Here is a 17,173-nt window from a genome sequence, read left to right as displayed (position 1 = left end):
AGCGTAATATATCGTCTTTTCTCATAATTTCATTGTAGTATCTCAAAAATAAAAAAGTCAATCTAATTGGAACCAGATTATTGACTAGCGATTATTAGATAGACGTGAATTTAATTTGCGGAATATTTGATAGTAAAAATTAGGAAGAGGATGCTGGAGCGCGTAAAATGAAGTTGTTGAAGGAGGCCACAGCATGAAACAAGTGAATTTTAAAGGTGTTAACTTGCCAGCGATCGGCATTGGAACCTGGCACATGGGGGATAATCTCAAAACCTATGCGCAAGAAAAAGCAACAATTCTGTATGGGTTAAATCATGGCGCCACCGTTATCGATACTGCCGAAATGTATGGTGAAGGAAATGCCGAAACCTTAGTCGGCGATGTGTTGCAAGAATTTGATCGACAAAAGGTTTTTCTGATTAGTAAATTTTATCCACAAAATGCGACTAAAGAGCGTATGAAACAAGCGTTAAACAATAGTCTAAAGCGGCTAAAGACTGACTATCTTGACTTATATTTACTTCATTGGCGAGGTTCAGTGCCTTTGTCAGAAACTGTTGCTGGGGTGATTGACCTGCAAAAAGAAGGAAAGATTCGTCACTGGGGTGTTTCCAATTTTGATACAGCGGATTTGGAAGAGCTTTATGGCTTACCACAAGGAGATCAAGTTTTTGCTAATGAGGATCTATATAATCTTGCCAATCGGGGGATTGAATATGATTTATTGCCATGGCAGCGTAGTCGTCAATTGCCACTAATTGCTTATGCGCCAATTGATCAAGGCGATTCTCGTGGGCAAAAGCTTACCCAAAATTCTGTTGTTCAAAAAATTGCAGATGTTCATCAGGTCACACCAATGCAGATTTTATTAGCATGGACAATTCAATCTGAGGATGTCATGGCTATTCCACAGACGAGTAGTATTGAACACATGAAACAAAATATTGAGGCTGGAGAAATTATATTATCTGATTCAGAAATGCAACAAATTGATTTACAATTTCCGGGCCCAGATTCCAAACAACCTCTGCAAATGATCTGATTTTTTAGGATATCAAGGCCTAAATTGAAAAGTTGATAAGCCTTTATTGAATAAAGCATTTCATCACAATTGGGTAAAAATCTAATTATGATGAAATTTTTTTTGTCCTTATTGGGATGTAAAAATGTTCCATTAACGGCAATGAAAACGTTTTACTGGCTATCCTGCAAAAACGATCTATACTTTAAATCAAAATGGATATTGTTGATTGTTGGGGTAAAGGAGGAGATTTAAATGTTTGATTGGGAAGTTAGGGAACAAGCAGAATATAGTCGCAACTCTCAGATTAGTTTTGTGAAATTAACGAAACGAAGTTATTTGACGGCAAGTGGTACCGCGCTAAAACGAACAGAAGATCCAATTTTTTTAGCAAAGGCTGATGCGGTAGTTAAATTAGCAAAATTTATTAGTGAGGGGGCTACCGCTGGAATTATGATTCCGGGTTTTAAAGAGTATCGACCTTATCCAGTTCAGGCAGTTTGGCGCGGAGATGAATTCAAGATTTGGCTCAAGCAACCGTTATTTATTGATGAAAGTATCTATAAGAAGGCTGTGAGTCAAGTTGAATTGGCCGAAGCAGTTAATTTTGAGCAATTAGCGGAAGGCGTTGAAATTCAAACTATCACGACTGGTTTTGTCACCCAAAAAGTAATCGATCAATTACAACAAGCTGTCACGAAGGCAGGGTATCAGGTGACGGATTCAACCAGTCACCGCGAATTATATTTGGATGGGTTGCCAGTGAGTGACGATAAACAAATTTTGGTGAGAATGGCGATAACTACCACTGGAAAACAGCCGTCATTTGCTGCTGTGAATTAAAAGTCCTGAAAACAAAAATGAGGTGATCGTCATGAAAATGTCAGTTGTCGTACCCACATACAATTTAGGCTCATACGTAAAGGGACTATTAGCAAATTTGGCAAAACAAACAGTGGATTTTGAACTATGGTTGGTTGATGATGGATCAACTGATGAAACAGTAATACGGCTTAATAGGTTTGTTGAAGGAAATCCCAATTTTCATGTTGTCCAGTTAGAACATCAGGGAGTTTCAGTGGCCAGAAATTATGGTTTGCGGCATGCTACGGGGGATGGTATTGTCTTTATTGACGGCGACGATTTGATCGCGTCTAATTTCGTTGAGATCCTAGAACAGGGATTAGATCAAGGTGCAGTTATGGCCGTCGTTGGTTACGAGTGGTATCGCCGTCCCGCTGTCCAAACTGATTCTTTTGTTGAACTGGATCAAAAATCAATGTTTGATCAGGTTTCCCATCATGGGACAGAAGTTGGCGGTTATGTTTGGAACAAGGCATTTCGAACATCTGCGATTAAGGCTGCAAATTTAACTTTCGATGAGTCTTTGCATTTGGCGGAAGATTATTTGTTCACAGCGACTTTTGTGGCTCACACGCCTGGAAAGTATGTCTATTTGTCACGGGTGTTGTACACAAAACGCAATCGCCCCGATAGTACGCTTCACAAGGCTAATCGGCAAGATAGAAATGAAGAGAATCACGTGTTCGATCAAATTTATAGTCTCCAAAAATTTATTGAATGACAAGTAAATATTTAAAAAGATCTGCCGATTAAAGGCAGATCTTTTTTGCTATCACAGAATATCTAAACAAATCATTCAACTGTAAGAAGGAATATTTTTGAAAATATAATCAAGCGGTATCTGAAACGATTGCTAATCATTGAAGTTTTGAATGAAAAATCTGAATTTACCTTAAATTATTCTTAAATCAAACTATCTTGTTTTCTGATCAGGGATAAATTTTAAAATATCACCTGGCTGACACTCGAGAACTTCACAAATTTTTTCCAAAGTAGAAAAGCGAATTGCCCTGGCCTTGCCAGTTTTTAATATTGAAATATTAGCCATTGTGATACCAATATCATTGGCTAATTGCGTTAGGGTGATTTTTTTTTGTGCCATGACGACATCTAATTCGATTTGAATTGCCATTTTGGGGCCTCCTTAGACCGTTAAATCATGGTCAGTTTGCAAATTGAGGGCACTTTCGAACAATTCTTCAATAATTTGTGAAAAAATATAGATCGCAAATGGTACACAGATTATTGCGAATCCCAGCAAGATAACCCCAGGAGCATCATCGGAATTGGCAATGGTGACAAAAAATGGCATAGAGAAGAGAAAACTAATACTGACGAAGCCAATATTGCGACGCACCTTTCGAATAAGGGTCACAGAGGCTTGCGAAAAGGACTGATAGTTAACAATTAAATGTAAGATTTGGTGGAGAAAATACATGATCTGGGTGCCAAAAATAACCGTTCCAAAAACTGCAATTCCTAGCAGGCTAATGACCATTGGGTGTTCAAGTTGTTTGGACGAAAAGAGTTGCACAAGATATAAAAAGCCCACTAACCATAAAAAGCCAGTAATAAATAATAGTGCTAAGTTTAAGAATACGCGTCGAAATTTCAAGATGCTCACCTCGTTATTTGATAAACTAAGAATATCACTTGTATTTATCGATAAACGATAAATAATTATTGCTTAATAAAATTTTAATTACTAAGTTAATGCATTAAGCAATTTGGCGGGTTTAACCATCAATACGATAGATTTTCTCGATTACATCATCGTTGGTTACGATATAGAGTCCGTTTTCTTCAGACCATTCTACATAAACCAATTCGCTGATATTTTTAAAACCGCGTTGTTGCAGACTAGCTTTGAGCCACGATGTGCTTAGTTGATGCGTTTTTAAAACCTCTTCTTGCAGATGTCCTTGATCAATGAGCATGACTGATAATACTTTGTCTTCTTCTGATTGAACGGCTAAACTAATTTGTCCCGCATTTTCCAAAACAATATGTTTAGCGTTTTGAAGCGAAAAACATTGGTTTTGTCGGGCAAGCTGACGTAACTGTTCCATTTCGATTTTATTACGGTTAATTTCTTTTAAATTTAAAACACCGTCCTTAATGAGAACGGAGGGTTCACCTTTTAGCCAACGATTAATTTTTTCGTTTTTCTGAACAACTTTTTCGATAAAATAAATCAAGCTACCCCATAGGATAATTCCCACCAATAAGTGGCCAATATTTATCTTTGGGTCGTAAATTGATTCTTCTAAAATGCCGCCCAAGACCAAGGTATAGATGAGGTCAAACGGAGTGATATCCGAGAGTGATTTTTTTCCTAAGAGACGGACAACTAGTAATAATCCGATTAAGCCAAAAATTAATTTAAGTGCAATTAGTCCTATCATTTTGGTTATCTCCTTTGGGTGGATTTGATACAAGCATGTATTGTAAGCGAGTTATAGATACTATAGTTTCAGTATAAAGGAGATTGACGTAAGTAAGCAACCATAATGAAGATGTAGATCAAAATGAATTTAGCGGTAAAAAAGAGCATTGATTTTCACCAATGCCCAGAATAGAAACTCTAATTTTTTGTGTGAATTACTTTTCTTCATACATATATTCACGTGTCATTGGTAATCCTTCGCCACTTGGAGACTTCGTCAATAAGAACTGCATGACGTCAATATTGCCGGATTCAAACGAAGCGGCAGCCGCTTGGAGATAAAGATCCCACATGCGACAGAAACGTTCGTCAAACATTTCCCGGACCTGATCACGAACGTCATTAAAATTATGATCCCAAATTTCAAGCGTTTTTTGATAGTGGCGGCGGAGTGGTTCCAAATCTTCAATCTGTAAATTAGCTTCAATCATGTAATCAAGATTTTTAGAAACGCTCGGGATGTAGCCACCTGGGAAAATGTATTTGGTTAACCAGGGTTCAACACCGGGGCCATTATGCTGCCCAGTAATTCCGTGAATTAGCGCATGAGCATTCGGTTTGAGCAGTTCGTTAACTTTTTTAAAGTAGCCAGGTAAGTTGTCTTTACCAACGTGTTCAAACATCCCTACACTGGTAATGTAATCGTACTGAACTTTAATCTTGCGATAGTCTTCTAATTGAACATCGACTAAATCTTCAAGACCTCGTTTTTTAATCTGATCTTTTGTGTAATCGTATTGTTCCTGGCTCAATGTGACACCAGTGGCATGGAGGCCATATTCCTCAGCAGCAATGTAGAGCAGAGTACCCCAACCAGAACCGATATCAAGCAAGGTCTTACCACGGTTTGGTTTTAGTTTATTCAAAATATGATGAATCTTGTTTAGCTGGGCCTGTTCCAAGGTATCATCATCGTGTTCAAAATAGGCACATGAGTAAGTCAACGTTGGATCGAGCCACAGTTTATAAAAATCGTTACCAATATCGTAGTGGCTTTGGATATCTTTGGTATTCTCTTTTTCAGAGTGGCCTTGTTTAGGCACAAACTTCAAGAAACTCTTATCATGCATGAAACTAGTTGTTGAACGGTAAGCTGACGCCACAACCTGTTGGATCGAGCCTTTGATATCGATGTCGCCATCCATGTAAGCTTCACCAAGAGTCAAAGTTGCGTGTTTGGCAATTTCCGTCATGGAAAGCTCCTTGTTGATATCGATTTCCGCTTTAGGGGTGCCTTCACCATAGGTCTCAGACTTACCATCCCAATATTTAACTGTTACAGGAAAATCAAACGCATGACTTAATAATTTTTTGTAATTGGGCAAAATAGTCAGTAGATTTAATTAATCTTTCGTTTTGGATTCAAAATACCCATTGGATCAAAGAGATGTTTAACCGCATGTTGGATTTCATCGACATCAAAACCCAATTCGGCGTTGGTCCACTGATTTTTCAGCATTCCCACGGCATGTTCACCTGAAATTGTGCCTCCAAGTGCTAATGTTTTTTTCAATAACAAACGGGTGGCTTCGATTATTTTGGCAGGTGGATTGGGTTCATCTTTAGACCATAACAAACTAGGGTGGATATTTCCGTCACCAGCATGTCCCGCGGTATAAATGTTAACGTCTAAATCGTCGCCAACTTTGGAAATGTAATCTATCATTTCAGCGAGTTTGGACAATGGAACGGCCATATCTTCCATGATATGGTTACTGTTAATAAAAATGGCCGGCAACATATCTTGGCGCAACTTTAATAATTCTGCTGATTTTTGTGGATCAGTTGTAACTTCAATGTTGGTCGCGTTGTCGTTTAACAGGACTCTTTTAGCAATATCCAAACTTTGCTGTCCGCCAGCATCTAATTTGAAGATCAACATGGCAGAAGTGCCATTGGTGTAATGCTTATTTTCAAACTTATCCAGGGCAACAACGGTTTTGCTATCTAAAGCTTCAAGCATAACAGGGGCAATTCCTGACATGCGTAAATCCCTAACGGCCACGGAGAGTTCAACCATATTTTTGAAAAACGCAATGCCCGTAACGGGTTCACCAACTGGGATGGGCAATAAACGGACTGTGATTTCGGTCACAATTCCCAAAGTGCCTTCAGAGCCAACAAACAGTTGGGTTAAATCGTAGCCAAACGCCTGTTTATAGGTTTGACCACCAAGGGTTAATTCACGACCATCGGCTAAAATTACTTTTAGGCCTAATACTGAATCTTTAGTAGCGCCATATTTCACAGTGCTCATCCCACCAGCATTTGTGGCGACATTACCACCAATCGTTGAAATTGGGCGGGAAGCTGGGTCCGGCGCATAAAACAGACCTTGTTTCCGAGCAGCTCTATCCAAATCACCATTTATAACACCCGGTTCAACGACTGCAATGCCGTCATCGGGGCTGATTTTCTTAATGTGATTTAATTTTGCGGTTGATAAGATGATCCCACCATCGATGCCATCCGATCCAATTACAGTGGATGTGTCACCACTTTGGGGAATCACAGGGAGATGAAATTTGCGGGCAGTTTTTAAAACACCTTTGATATCGTCAGTGTCGCTTACTGCAACGTAGGCTAATAATTGGCCTTCCATCGTATTAGTGGCGCGACCGTTAGCTGCATGTTGCTGACTAACTGCGTCTTGGACATGAATTTCGGCATGTGGGGCTTGGCTTTTTAAAAAATCTAACATTTCTTCTTTGGTATATTCATAGAATACTAACATATTGACACTCCTTCAAAAACTGATTTTGTGCTTGATTGTCAATCACATGATCAGTTTACCTCTTTTTTTAAGTATCAGTTAACCGTCCACTGGCCGATAACCAGACAACAATGGATATTTCTTGACTTGAAGTATACTTCAAGGAGTAGAATTACTGTAAAAGAACGGAGGCTATTAAATGGCAAAAATTATGATTATTGGTGCTTATGGTAAAATGGCGCAGTTACTGACAGAAAAGCTTTTAAATGAGACAAATGATGAACTAATTTTATTTTTACGAAATGCACAGCGGTTAAATAAATATGCAGACAATCCACGTGTTGAATTGGTGGATGGCGATGTATTAGATACCGATCAATTAGCTGATGCGATGCAAGAGGCTGAGATTATTTACTCAAACCTGGGCGGAGTTGATTTGGCTGATCAGATTCAAAGCGTGCTTAACGCTATGAAACTAGCGCAAAAAGAACGTTTTGTTTATATTAGCTCGCTGGGTGCTCATCATGAAGTGCCAGGAAAATATGGCGAATGGAATGAACAAGCCATTGGGGCGTATTTACCCGGTTTTCGAAAAGCGGCGCAGTTAGTGAGTGAGTCAGGCCTTAAATATACTGAAATTCGGCCTGCTTGGTTGACGGATAAAGACGAAGTAGCTTATGAAACAACTCAAGTGGATGAGCCTTTTAAAGGGACGGAAGTTTCACGAAAAAGTGTGGCTGATTTTGCCTTTCAAGTAGTTACCCAACCACAAACACATGTTAATGAAAGTGTCGGCTTAAATAAACCTGATACGGATGGGGATAAACCTAGTTGGATCTGAAATTTAGATAGGAGATTTTAAAATGCCAAATAAAGATATGCAATATACTAAATTAGGAAATACGGATATTGAGGTGTCTAAGATTTGTATTGGCGCGATGAGCTTCGGCAAACCGGGCACGATGCACGACTGGTCACTCGATTATGAGGACAGTGAAAAGGTCATTAAACATGCTTTGAGTCTGGGGATTAACTTTTTTGATACTGCTAATACTTATTCAAAAGGGACAAGTGAAGAATACTTAGGCCGCGCTTTAAAGTCTGATAACGTGCCCCGCGACCAAGTTGTTTTAGCGTCCAAGGTCTATTTTAATCCGGGTCGGCTTTCTAAAGAGGCCATTAATCGTGAAATTGAGGGTTCTTTAAAACGGCTGGGCACAGATTATCTAGATTTATACATTATTCATCGTTTTGACTATGACACACCAATCGAAGAAACAATGTCGGCTCTAAATGAGTTGGTTAAATCCGGTAAAGTGCGGGCAATTGGAGCTTCAGCAATGTATGGATATCAATTTCATAATATGCAACAGGTTGCTAAAGACCATGGTTGGGCACAATTTCAAACCATGGAAAATCACTACAATCTTTTGTATCGTGAAGATGAACGGGAATTAATTCCAATTTGCAAACAAATGGGCGTTTCATTAATGCCGTACAGTCCATTGGCAGCCGGACATTTGAGTCATCGACAGTGGCAAGTAAATACATTACGTAGTCAAACTGATCGCGTAGCCATGGGCAAATATGACCGAGCTGAATCAGAAGATTTGGGAATTGTTGAGCGAGTTGATGAACTAGCTAAGAAGTATAATGTTTCAATGAGCCAAATCGCTCTAGCCTGGCAGTGGGCAAAAGGTGTCATGGCACCAATCGTGGGTTCAACCAAGGTTAGTCATTTGGATGAGGCTGTTGAAGCGTTGAGTGTGAAACTCACAGATGAAGATGTGCATTACCTGGAAGAATTGTATGTGCCACATGAAATTGTGGGGGCGATTAGTCATAACCCAGCTCAGGGAACAGTATTAATTGATGAGAAGAAATAAAGTAAAGATTAATCTTAAACAGATAATATAGTTTCCCAAAGGCTTTCTTAATTGAAAAGCCTTTTTTTGTAGAAATGAAGGCGAAATTTTGACGCCGGAGAGAAACTAGTTAAGATTTGAATTTGATTAAAGAGAGATTATATTTTACTATATAAATATTGTTCTAATGAGCAGCTTATTCAAAAACTTGATTTCTGGGAGATAAACAGATGAAACAGAAGACAAAACAAGCGCCAGAACTACAACGGTCCATGACAGCTGGTCAAATGGAAATGATCTCCTTAGGAGGCGCAATCGGGGTTGGACTGTTTATGGGCTCAGCTTCAACCATTAAATGGACTGGTCCGTCTGTACTTTTGGCTTACATGTTTGTAGGCCTAATTTTGTATATTGTCATGCGGGCCCTGGGCGAAATGATTTATATTAATCCTGGAACGGGCTCATTTGCCGATTATGCGACAGAATACGTTCATCCAATTGCCGGATATCTTGCTAAATGGGCCAATGTTTTTGAATACATAGTGGTTGGGATGTCGGAAGTTGTGGCAGCAACTGAGTATCTCAAATATTGGTGGCCTCATATCAATCCCTTTTTGGCCGGGATATTCATTATTTTATTCTTGGTTTTGGCTAATTTAGCCAGTGCCAAAGCTTACGGATCACTGGAATTTTGGTTTGCGATGATCAAAGTAATTACCATTATTATGATGATTCTTTTAGGATTCATGATCATTTTCTTTGGATTCGGTAATGGTGGGCATCCAATTGGATTTAGTAATCTGTGGAGTCATGGTGGTTTCTTCACTGGCGGTTTCAAAGGCTTCTTCTTCTCAATGTCAATTATTGTAGGCTCTTATCAAGGTATTGAATTGCTGGGGATTTCGGCAGGGGAGGTTGCTAATCCACAAGTAGCAATTGTGAAATCAGTCAAATCAGTACTATGGCGAATTCTAATTTTTTACGTCGGCGCAATTTTTGTGATCGTGACGATTTATCCGTGGAACGAGCTTAGTTCTGTTGGTTCCCCGTTTGTTTCGACATTTGCCAAGGTGGGGATCACTTCGGCCGCGTCAGTTATAAATTTTGTTGTTTTAACGGCGGCTTTATCAGGAGCTAATTCTGGAATTTATTCGTCTAGTCGGATGCTCTTTAAACTGGCTCATGAAGGGGATGCACCAGGATTTTTCGGAAAATTATCTAAGCAAATTGTTCCCAACATGGCCATTCTGGGGATTTCGGGTGGAATTTTAATTGGGTTTATCATCGACACGGTGGCTTCAATTTATAGTAAGTCGACTTCAAATCTCTTTGTGGTCGTCTTTAGTTCTTCTGTGCTACCGGGAATGGTACCTTGGTTCGTGATTCTTTTAGCAGAACTTCGCTTTCGAAAAAACAATTCTAAATTAATGACCACACATCCGTTTAAATTACCTTTCTATCCGTATTCAAATTACTTCGCATTGGTGATGCTGGCGGTCATTGTGGCTTTCATGTTCGTTAACCCAGATACACGGGTTTCAGTAATCGTGGGGGCACTTGTCTTGATTGTGGCCACGTTGGTTTATTTGATTCGTCATTGGCATCAAAGCGATATTTTAGATAGTTAAAACGGCCCCGCTTGTGTCAAACTGGGCAAAAAATCTCCGTAATCAGAAACTTGTGAGCCAACTTCGTGATTATTCTTGGCAACTAGCCTAATATACAGGTAAATATGTAGATTACGGAAGGTGAAGACGTGGCCAAAATTTTATCGGTAAACTTAGGTAGTTCGACACTTAAATGGCGTTTGTTTGAAATGCCTGAAGAACAACAAATTGCTTCTGGACTGGTCGATTTTTTGGATAATACCAAGGCTAAAATTACGGTTAAATTTGGTGATCAGAAAAAAACGCGTAATTTTGACGAAAAGTTGGATCTCAAACAGGCCATTAGAGTTTTAATGGAAGAATTAAAATCCTTGAAATTAGTTACGCAATTACATGAAATCGTCGGTGTTGGGCATCGTGTGGTTGCCGGTGGTGAAGTGTACAAAGAGTCTGTCGTGATTACCAAGGACGTTTTACAACAGATTGATGATTTAGATATCTTCGCGCCGTTACATAATCATCTGGAAGTAGGCGGGATTGAGCTTTTTCGCCAGTTGATGCCTTGGACTACACAGGTGGCGGTGTTTGATACCGCGTTTCATCATACGATGCCAGCTGAAAATTATTTGTATGGCATCCCCTACGATTACTACAAAAAGTACGGCGCCAGAAAGTATGGCGCTCATGGGACCAGTGTCCGATACGTCTCGAAGCGGGCAGCTAAACTTTTGAATAAACCGTTAACTGATTTACGTTTGATTGTGATGCATTTGGGAGCTGGTTCGAGTGTGACGGCAGTTAATAAGGGGAAATCACTCGATACTTCGATGGGATTTACGCCACTGGATGGCCTGATGATGAATACGCGCAGTGGGCAAATTGACGCATCGTTAGTACCATATCTGACTAAAAAATTAGGTCTTAAGGATTCAGCAGAAATGATCACTATTTTAAATAGTAAATCCGGATTGTTAGGTGTTTCTGGGATTTCCGATGATCAACGTGAATTAAAAAAGGTGGCAAAGACCCAGCCGCGAGCACAGTTGGCTTTGGACATGTTTGCAAATCGCGTCATTAAGTTTGTTGGAAGCTATATTGCCTTGATGGATGGAGTTGACGCGTTGATTTTTACCGGCGGTGTCGGTGAAAACAGTTTTGAAATGCGAAGCCAAATTATGACCTCTTTTGATTATGTAGGAGCCACAATTGATGCCACTAAAAATAAAGTAGCTGGCAAAGAAATTGATATTAGCGAGGCAGATGCAAAAGTTAAGACATTAGTGATTCCGACTAACGAAGAATTGATGATCGCCCGTGATGTGTATGCCCGATTGTAGATTAATAGCCTCCAGAACCGATAAAACTTGGTTCTGGAGGCTATTTTGTGTTTTACACAGGCCAAATTTGTTGAATCTGGCTAATGATGGGCTCAACCCGCTGCTTTTGTTTTTTTAAATAGTTAAAATAAATTTTCATATGGGCATTCTGGTCACTTATCGGAATGCGGATTCGATTATCGTCATTGTCAAATTGTTCAAAAAAGGTGGCATCTGTTCTGGAGAGTTTTGTACTGAAATAAGGAAAATCCGAATACTTTGTGATTTCAGCAAACGCATCCCGCTGAGCTTGATAAAGAAACTTTGCGTCAGGGATCTCTTGTTGGATAATTTGTCGCCAAGGACCAATGTCGTCTAATACAATAAAGCTCAAACCTTTTAGTTCTGAAAAACTAACGGAAGATTGATTGGCATGATACATAAATTTATCTAAATTAACCGCCAGGATTTCGGTTCCTAAGTATTGAGAGCCAATATCAGAGGTTGAAAGTGCTTTGTTGGAAATTATGCCAGTGTAAGTATTTGTTGAAAGTAACGATTCTGTGTGTGCCGGGGAAGTAAGGGTAGTCGCAATTTGAAAATTTTGGGCTGGTTGTTTTAAAGAATTTCTAAGTAAAATCAGTGGTCCCGGAAGGACAGAACCAATTTGAATGGTACGTTGACTTTGGTCAAAGTTTTGAACCTTGTCAATTAACTGTTGGTTGGCCAGCATTAAGGCGACTGCTTCTTGAGCCGCAAGCTTGCCGGTTTCAGTTAAGGCGATTCGATTAGGTTGGCGATCAAATAACTGTACACCAAATTCGTCTTCCAATTTTTGCATACCCCGGGTCACAGTGGGTTGGGTGACATTCAGCTGTTCTGCCGTTTTAGCAAGCGTGCCCGCCTTAGAAAAAACGGCTAATTCTTCTAATAAATAGATTTCAATCACAATATTCACCTCTTAGTATACGTTATCTGTATGCTAGCATGATTAACTAGTAATTTTCAAGTCACAGGATTGCGGTTATCATAAGGATGTTGAATAAAGTTAGGTTTGAAAATAGAAAGGATGTTTTAAAATGACAAAAGTACCAACAATTAAATTAAATAACGGTGTCGAGATGCCCCAATTAGGGTTTGGTGTTTTCCAAGTACCAGATTTAAGCCAAGCGGAAGATGCCGTCACAAATGCATTGGAATCTGGGTACCGATTAATTGATACTGCCACTGCTTATCAAAATGAAGAGGCAGTTGGCCGAGCCATCAAAAAAAGTGACGTTAAACGAGAAGATATCTTTGTTACTTCTAAATTATGGGTTTCTGATTTCACCTACGATCGGGCAAAAAAGGGTATTGATGCTTCATTACAAAAATTAGGTCTGGATTATATGGATTTGTATCTGCTTCACCAACCATATGGTGATGTGATGGGTGCTTGGCGAGCAATGGAAGAAGCTTATAAGGCTGGAAAAATCCGTGCTATCGGCGTTTCTAATTTCTATGCCGATCAATTAAAAAACTTGGAATTAACCATGCCTGTTAAACCCGTGGTTAACCAAATTGAAGTTAATCCATGGTATCAACAGACCAATGAAGTTAAGTTTGCCCAAAGTGAAGATATTCGTGTGGAAGCATGGGCACCATTTGCAGAAGGTAAGCATGACATTTTCACAAATGAAACTATCGCTAAGATTGCGCAAAAGTACGGAAAAGCAAATGGTCAGGTGATCTTGCGGTGGCTCTTACAACGTGGTATTACCGTCATTCCAAAATCTGTGCATCGTAACCGCATGGAAGAAAACTTGAATGTGTTTGATTTCGAATTAACTGACGCAGAGATGCAGACGATGGCTTCTCTTGATAAGAATGAAAGTCAATTCTTTGATCATCGTGATCCAGTGACAATTGAACAAATCTTTGGCTCTAGCTTGAAACAATTACAGTAAGCTCACGTAGAAGGGTGAATGATAACATGACAGCACCAAAAATTAAGTTAAATGATGGAAACAAAATCCCAGCAATTGGATTTGGAACGTTTCAAATCCCCAGTGATGGGTCGACGTATAAAGCGGTTAGTGAGGCTTTGAAGGTTGGCTATCGTCATATTGATACTGCTGTAGCTTACTTTAATGAAGCCGAAGTTGGCAAAGCAGTAAAAGATAGTGGCATTGCCCGGGACCAAATCTGGGTTACCAGCAAACTTTGGTTACAAGACTTTGGCTATGAACCAGCGAAAAAGGCCATTGATCACTCATTGAAGAAACTCGGACTTGATTACATTGATTTGTATCTAATTCATCAACCATATGGGGATGTTCTTGGCGCTTGGCAAGCAATGGAAGAAGCCAAACGGGATGGAAAAATCAAATCCATTGGCGTTTCTAACATGAGTCCAAAAATTTGGAATCAGGTTGTGCCCCAGTTTGCCACTTTACCTTCTGTAAACCAGGTAGAGTTTAACCCATATTTCCAACAAAAAGAATTGCGAAAAATTTTGGATGTTGCCAATGTGAAAATTGAAGCTTGGGCGCCACTGGGTCAAGGAAATCATGATCTATTGAACGAACCAGTTATTACTAAGTTAGCCGAAAAATATGGCAAAAATGCAGGTCAAATAATTCTTCGTTTTGAAAATCAAGAAGGAATTATTGTCTTTCCTAAATCAGTCCATGTTGAACGAATCAAGAGTAACCTGGATATTTTTGATTTCGAATTAACGGATGCCGAATTGGCAGAGATTCGAGGATTAGATAAAGGTAAAGGCAATCACGATCCAGACGCACCTGGTCTGGGGGAACGCTTGTTATCAGCATTTGACGTGCATGCTAACGGTTAAAATGAATCTATCACAAAAACTGTCTTCTTCTGTGTGAAAGCGGAGACAGTTTTTTTGTGCTATAATTTTATCGGGTATTATATAGCCAAATGAAGAGGAGGATGAATGATCTAACCACGTGGAGAGCGCGATCATTCAAATGGAAATGAAAAAAATATGGTGGAGTATGCTAGTGGGTGTTTTGTTACTAGGTGGATGTTCGACAAATGCAAACAAGCCCACAAGTAAGGCGACTTCTAAAGAATCGCAATCGTCGTCAGTAACTAAGAAGACTAGCAAAACGACCTCACAGCTTAGTCAAAGTAGTCATGAAAAGAAAACAGTTGCCCAATCTAGGCCTGTTGCAGCAACACTTTGGAATAAAACAAAAGAACAAAAGTTAGCGAAGTTTATGCAGACCTGGCAATCTGAGATGGGACAAACCTATAAAGGAACCTATAACGGCGATAAGCCTGATCATATGGGCTTTGTTTTCCCAGATGTTATCAAAGATGGCAAATTAAACGGCAAGGTGAAGTGGGGAAATCGAAAGATTAATTTAACTTGGTCCAATAATGGTGAGAATGGCAATGAATTTCAAATTGTCGAGGTAGCGACTGGGGGTAAATCAGGAACAGGTTTCCCGACAACCTATCTATTCTGTCTTCATAATAATCGGCCGGTTGTTTTCATGACCCAAACAACTAACGGTGGTATTTTGTATCTTCAAGATACGCAAAATGCGGAACTACAGGCGGGTTTTGCTGAAATCGTTACGGGAACGAACCCGGCAATTTTGACAGATGCATCATTAAACACGGATGTTAAGAGTTCGGTGAAAGCTTCTCCACAACGCTGGCCTAGTGCGTATCAGGGGACTTGGTATTCTTATAGTCCTTATGATAAAAAGATTAGCAGTATCCGGGAAGAAAAGATTAGTGATGTTGAACTTGCGTATATTACAATCCAGAAAATTAGGTGGTTTAATATTCGTGGAAAGAATCAAACTTCTGGCGATGGTGCTTTTGAATATGTACGTTATCGTTATTACGATGGTCAACAAATTCCGGTAATGATGCTAGCTAGTGGTGCAGGCGCATGGTCTGATGGCAATGCTTATCAGAGCAAGGCGATTGCTGCCCAAATGCAGGACTTTAAATCCGGGGATGAATCAAAGACTCAAGATGATGACTAAAAGTCGATATATTAGAATTTATGAAAAAAAGCACTAAAATAAAGTTTGTGAAAAGAATAATTTAAAGAGGGGTATTTGTATGTCTGCAAAGTATAAATTTTTAGAACCTTATACATTTAAAAATGGGGTCAAGATTAAGAATCGGGTTGTGATTCCGCCAATGACTGAGGCTTCTGCTTTTGAAGAAGGATCCGTTACTCGTGATGAACTTCGTTACTTTAGTTTACACAGCGGTGGGGTCGGCATGTTTATTTCTCCTGTTGCCAATGTATCCGAAGATGGCAAAGGTTTTGAGGGTGAACTTTCTGTTGACGACGATCGCTTCTTACCAGGATTGAAGAAAATGGCACTCGCAATGAAACAAAACGGGACTAAGGCCATTTTACAAATTTTCGATGCTGGGCGAATGTCTAATTCTAAAATCTTACGTGGAACCAAACCGGTTAGTGCCAGTGCGGTAGCAGCCTTAAGACCAGGAGCTGAGACCCCTCGCGAGTTAACTGATGCTGAAATCAACCAAATCATCACTGATTTTGGTGAGGCAACTCGGCGCGCAATCCAAGCTGGGTTTGATGGGATTGAATTACACGGTGCTAATACGTATCTTTTACAACAATTCTTCTCTCCCCATTCTAATCGGCGAACTGATAAATGGGGTGGCAGTGTTGATAAGCGCATGACATTTGCTTTGGAAGTTATCAAGAGCGTGCAAGTAGCCGTTGAAAAATATGCTGATCGGCCATTTATTGTCGGTTATCGAATTTCTCCAGAAGAGATTGAAAATCCAGGAATTCGCATGGCAGATACTTTGCACTTTATCGATGTCCTAGCTGATCAACCAATTGATTATCTACATGTTTCGATGGGCTACGCTTGGCGCACGTCTTTAAATGATAAAGCGGATAAGGAACCTTTGATTTTAAAGATTCAAAAACAGGTTAATGGGCGGTTACCATTAATTTCGGTTGGTTCTGTTGAAAAACCAGAAGATGCTGAAAAAGTCATGGATGCAGGAATTGATTTTGTGGCTTTGGGTCGTGAAAGCTTACGGGAACCAAAGTGGGTTCAAAAAGTTGAAACTGATGATGAAGAAAGTATTCGTTACACAATTTCGACGCGTGACGTAGATGAATTAGGAATTACACCGTCGATGTGGAATTTCGTCACTGTTAGATTGAAATCTGCGATGCATATTTCTAATCAACCTGATTATGATAAAGATCAATTTGACAATAAGTTAGCGCCACACGAAGGGGCTTAATTGATTTAAAATACGAAAAGGCGAGAATCTTCAGGGTTCTCGTTTTTTCTGACGCTTAAATGAAGTGGAT

17 protein-coding genes are annotated in these 17,173 nt (G+C 39.6%); 11 read left to right on the top strand and 6 right to left on the bottom strand.

The window, feature by feature from the left end; translation table 11 throughout:
- The first annotated feature begins 193 nt into the window (after nucleotides 1-193).
- The 3 genes from ACLHK8_RS04320 (at nucleotide 194) to ACLHK8_RS04310 (ending at nucleotide 2,606) form a co-directional block, all read left to right on the top strand.
- Nucleotides 194-1,042, top strand: coding sequence for an aldo/keto reductase (locus tag ACLHK8_RS04320; protein ID WP_057771720.1), 849 nt, complete (start codon nucleotides 194-196; stop codon nucleotides 1,040-1,042).
- 234 nt (nucleotides 1,043-1,276) lie between these two features.
- Nucleotides 1,277-1,864 carry a hypothetical protein gene (locus tag ACLHK8_RS04315; protein WP_057771722.1) on the top strand — a complete coding sequence of 196 codons (588 nt, stop codon included), beginning with the start codon at nucleotides 1,277-1,279 and terminating at the stop codon, nucleotides 1,862-1,864.
- Nucleotides 1,865-1,895: 31 nt separating this feature from the next.
- Nucleotides 1,896-2,606, top strand: coding sequence for a glycosyltransferase family 2 protein (locus tag ACLHK8_RS04310; protein ID WP_082623203.1), 711 nt, complete (start codon nucleotides 1,896-1,898; stop codon nucleotides 2,604-2,606).
- Between the two features lie 192 nt (nucleotides 2,607-2,798).
- On the opposite strand, the gene ACLHK8_RS04305 is transcribed toward ACLHK8_RS04310, so the two are convergent.
- The 5 genes from ACLHK8_RS04305 to ACLHK8_RS04285 all read right to left on the bottom strand — a co-directional run bounded on the left by ACLHK8_RS04305 (nucleotide 2,799) and on the right by ACLHK8_RS04285 (nucleotide 7,065).
- Complete coding sequence (locus ACLHK8_RS04305) at nucleotides 2,799-3,017, bottom strand: helix-turn-helix domain-containing protein (RefSeq protein WP_057771726.1); 219 nt, start codon at nucleotides 3,015-3,017, stop codon at nucleotides 2,799-2,801.
- Between the two features lie 12 nt (nucleotides 3,018-3,029).
- The gene (locus tag ACLHK8_RS04300) at nucleotides 3,030-3,500 is read right to left on the bottom strand and encodes a DUF2975 domain-containing protein (protein ID WP_057771727.1); all 471 of its coding nucleotides are present in this window, start codon (nucleotides 3,498-3,500) and stop codon (nucleotides 3,030-3,032) included.
- 121 nt (nucleotides 3,501-3,621) lie between these two features.
- Complete coding sequence (locus ACLHK8_RS04295) at nucleotides 3,622-4,290, bottom strand: DUF421 domain-containing protein (protein ID WP_063698233.1); 669 nt, start codon at nucleotides 4,288-4,290, stop codon at nucleotides 3,622-3,624.
- A gap of 196 nt (nucleotides 4,291-4,486) precedes the next feature.
- Nucleotides 4,487-5,656 carry an SAM-dependent methyltransferase gene (locus tag ACLHK8_RS04290; RefSeq protein ID WP_236698809.1) on the bottom strand — a complete coding sequence of 390 codons (1,170 nt, stop codon included), beginning with the start codon at nucleotides 5,654-5,656 and terminating at the stop codon, nucleotides 4,487-4,489.
- A 14-nt stretch (nucleotides 5,657-5,670) separates the two neighbouring features.
- On the bottom strand, nucleotides 5,671-7,065 hold the full coding sequence (locus ACLHK8_RS04285; protein WP_063698229.1) for an FAD-binding oxidoreductase: 1,395 nt from the start codon (nucleotides 7,063-7,065) through the stop codon (nucleotides 5,671-5,673).
- Between the two features lie 178 nt (nucleotides 7,066-7,243).
- Between ACLHK8_RS04285 and ACLHK8_RS04280 the strand changes: the two genes are divergently transcribed.
- The 4 genes from ACLHK8_RS04280 (at nucleotide 7,244) to ACLHK8_RS04265 (ending at nucleotide 11,853) form a co-directional block, all read left to right on the top strand.
- Nucleotides 7,244-7,885: an NAD(P)H-binding protein gene (locus tag ACLHK8_RS04280; protein ID WP_057771735.1), complete on the top strand. Its 642-nt coding sequence runs from the start codon at nucleotides 7,244-7,246 to the stop codon at nucleotides 7,883-7,885.
- A gap of 37 nt (nucleotides 7,886-7,922) precedes the next feature.
- Nucleotides 7,923-8,930, top strand: a complete 1,008-nt coding sequence (locus ACLHK8_RS04275; protein ID WP_057771967.1) for an aldo/keto reductase — start codon at nucleotides 7,923-7,925, stop codon at nucleotides 8,928-8,930.
- 209 nt (nucleotides 8,931-9,139) lie between these two features.
- Nucleotides 9,140-10,537, top strand: coding sequence for an amino acid permease (locus tag ACLHK8_RS04270; RefSeq protein ID WP_057771737.1), 1,398 nt, complete (start codon nucleotides 9,140-9,142; stop codon nucleotides 10,535-10,537).
- A 128-nt stretch (nucleotides 10,538-10,665) separates the two neighbouring features.
- The gene (locus ACLHK8_RS04265) at nucleotides 10,666-11,853 is read left to right on the top strand and encodes an acetate/propionate family kinase (RefSeq protein WP_057771740.1); all 1,188 of its coding nucleotides are present in this window, start codon (nucleotides 10,666-10,668) and stop codon (nucleotides 11,851-11,853) included.
- A gap of 52 nt (nucleotides 11,854-11,905) precedes the next feature.
- Here ACLHK8_RS04265 and ACLHK8_RS04260 read toward each other — a convergent pair whose 3' ends face one another.
- Nucleotides 11,906-12,781 (bottom strand): LysR family transcriptional regulator, encoded by an 876-nt coding sequence (locus ACLHK8_RS04260; protein ID WP_057771742.1) that lies wholly within the window; start codon nucleotides 12,779-12,781, stop codon nucleotides 11,906-11,908.
- A 130-nt stretch (nucleotides 12,782-12,911) separates the two neighbouring features.
- Between ACLHK8_RS04260 and ACLHK8_RS04255 the strand changes: the two genes are divergently transcribed.
- The 4 genes from ACLHK8_RS04255 to ACLHK8_RS04240 all read left to right on the top strand — a co-directional run bounded on the left by ACLHK8_RS04255 (nucleotide 12,912) and on the right by ACLHK8_RS04240 (nucleotide 17,103).
- Nucleotides 12,912-13,778, top strand: a complete 867-nt coding sequence (locus ACLHK8_RS04255) for an aldo/keto reductase (RefSeq protein WP_057771744.1) — start codon at nucleotides 12,912-12,914, stop codon at nucleotides 13,776-13,778.
- 26 nt (nucleotides 13,779-13,804) lie between these two features.
- The gene (locus ACLHK8_RS04250) at nucleotides 13,805-14,668 is read left to right on the top strand and encodes an aldo/keto reductase (protein WP_057771746.1); all 864 of its coding nucleotides are present in this window, start codon (nucleotides 13,805-13,807) and stop codon (nucleotides 14,666-14,668) included.
- Nucleotides 14,669-14,807: 139 nt separating this feature from the next.
- On the top strand, nucleotides 14,808-15,842 hold the full coding sequence (locus ACLHK8_RS04245; protein WP_434520420.1) for a DUF4767 domain-containing protein: 1,035 nt from the start codon (nucleotides 14,808-14,810) through the stop codon (nucleotides 15,840-15,842).
- A 79-nt stretch (nucleotides 15,843-15,921) separates the two neighbouring features.
- Complete coding sequence (locus ACLHK8_RS04240; protein WP_057771748.1) at nucleotides 15,922-17,103, top strand: NADH-dependent flavin oxidoreductase; 1,182 nt, start codon at nucleotides 15,922-15,924, stop codon at nucleotides 17,101-17,103.
- Nucleotides 17,104-17,173: the final 70 nt, after the last annotated feature.

Source organism: Pediococcus sp. M21F004 (assembly GCF_051122535.1).
GTDB lineage: Bacteria > Bacillota > Bacilli > Lactobacillales > Lactobacillaceae > Pediococcus > Pediococcus inopinatus.
This window is presented reverse-complemented; position numbering and strand designations above follow the sequence as displayed.

Excerpts from the sequence above, each read along its gene's own strand:
- ACLHK8_RS04250 (WP_057771746.1), top strand. The coding sequence starts at position 13,805 with ATGACAGCACCAAAAATTAAGTTAAATGATGGAAACAAAATCCCAGCA.
- ACLHK8_RS04305 (WP_057771726.1), bottom strand. The coding sequence starts at position 3,017 with ATGGCAATTCAAATCGAATTAGATGTCGTCATGGCACAAAAAAAAATC.
- ACLHK8_RS04240 (WP_057771748.1), top strand. The coding sequence starts at position 15,922 with ATGTCTGCAAAGTATAAATTTTTAGAACCTTATACATTTAAAAATGGG.
- ACLHK8_RS04280 (WP_057771735.1), top strand. The coding sequence starts at position 7,244 with ATGGCAAAAATTATGATTATTGGTGCTTATGGTAAAATGGCGCAGTTA.
- ACLHK8_RS04275 (WP_057771967.1), top strand. The coding sequence starts at position 7,923 with ATGCAATATACTAAATTAGGAAATACGGATATTGAGGTGTCTAAGATT.
- ACLHK8_RS04245 (WP_434520420.1), top strand. The coding sequence starts at position 14,808 with ATGGAAATGAAAAAAATATGGTGGAGTATGCTAGTGGGTGTTTTGTTA.
- ACLHK8_RS04310 (WP_082623203.1), top strand. The coding sequence starts at position 1,896 with ATGAAAATGTCAGTTGTCGTACCCACATACAATTTAGGCTCATACGTA.
- ACLHK8_RS04315 (WP_057771722.1), top strand. The coding sequence starts at position 1,277 with ATGTTTGATTGGGAAGTTAGGGAACAAGCAGAATATAGTCGCAACTCT.
- ACLHK8_RS04270 (WP_057771737.1), top strand. The coding sequence starts at position 9,140 with ATGAAACAGAAGACAAAACAAGCGCCAGAACTACAACGGTCCATGACA.
- ACLHK8_RS04320 (WP_057771720.1), top strand. The coding sequence starts at position 194 with ATGAAACAAGTGAATTTTAAAGGTGTTAACTTGCCAGCGATCGGCATT.
- ACLHK8_RS04295 (WP_063698233.1), bottom strand. The coding sequence starts at position 4,290 with ATGATAGGACTAATTGCACTTAAATTAATTTTTGGCTTAATCGGATTA.
- ACLHK8_RS04255 (WP_057771744.1), top strand. The coding sequence starts at position 12,912 with ATGACAAAAGTACCAACAATTAAATTAAATAACGGTGTCGAGATGCCC.
- ACLHK8_RS04285 (WP_063698229.1), bottom strand. The coding sequence starts at position 7,065 with ATGTTAGTATTCTATGAATATACCAAAGAAGAAATGTTAGATTTTTTA.